Origin of the sequence: Rothia sp. HMSC062F03 (assembly GCF_001836905.1) — a bacterium.
Classification (GTDB): Bacteria; Actinomycetota; Actinomycetes; order Actinomycetales; family Micrococcaceae; genus Rothia; species Rothia mucilaginosa_A.
Map to the genome: position 1 here is coordinate 1 of NZ_KV830890.1, position 1,000 is coordinate 1,000.

Consider the following 1,000-nt stretch of genomic DNA (forward strand, 5'->3'; position numbering starts at 1 on the left):
GCTCATCCGCAAGTACCAGTCGCAGCTTGAACAGGAGCGCCAAGCCGACCGCGACCGCGACGAGAAGTTCAAGCAGTACGTTCAGGAGCACCAGTAACCCGAGCGTCCACGACCGGTTTTGACGTCGGATTTTAAAACCGAATCTTGATACCGGGGAAAGACCGGTAATGGTGCGGGCCACCCGAGACACAGGCTCGGCGGGTAGCCCGCACCCGCGAGGATATTCCCGCAGAGGATGCAGCTCGCGGCAGGCGGGTGGGCGCGCAAAAATTTTTGGTGCACACCCCCCCCCGGATTTAAGGCGCGGCAAGGAGCAAAAAGTGTAATGTGGTGAACAACTCACTCTTATGAAAGGTGTTCAACGATGAAGTCCCTCAACTGCCGCACCGCCGACCCTCGCACCGGAACTAGCCCTCGTACCGGCATGAGCCGCCGACTGCTCACCACGGGTGCCCTGTTCTGTATCGGCATCATGCCCCTGAGCGCCTGCTCGCTCTTCAACCCGCCGCTGGAACGCGACGAAAGCGTCCACGCCATCTTCGACGCGGAACAGGACATCGTAAAGATGCCCCTGGACGATTACCTCTACTACGAGAGGGGCACTCATTACGAATACACGGCCTATCAGATTGCCATGAAGCAGTGCTACGCCGAACACGGGCAGAGCTACACCGACCCCGACCAAGCTCCCCAATCTGAAAGCGCGCCGCGTGGCGATCCGGGCCGAATGTACGGCCCCTGGAACGTCGAATACGCCAAGAAGTACGGTTTTCAGAAGCGAGACCCCAACGCCAAAGCTCCCATCTCCGTCACCCCAGGGGCAAGCCTCAGCCCCGAGGAGAGGCTCATCATCGAATGTGAGGACAAGGCCCGCGAGACCCTGGACGCCGCGGTTCCCGAAGGTAAGAGGCCCGAGAACGACGTGCAGTCCACAAACAGTCGTATCTCCACCGAGGCGGGTAACGCTGTGTACGGTAGCAAACTGCACCGCGAGCTCGAA

At 60.2% G+C, this 1,000-nt stretch carries 1 protein-coding gene; it reads left to right on the forward strand.

What is annotated here, in order from left to right:
* Positions 1 to 364: 364 nt before the first annotated feature.
* On the forward strand, positions 365 to 1,000 hold a 636-nt coding region (locus tag HMPREF2674_RS06570; RefSeq protein WP_070825192.1), incomplete at its 3' end, for a multidrug transporter.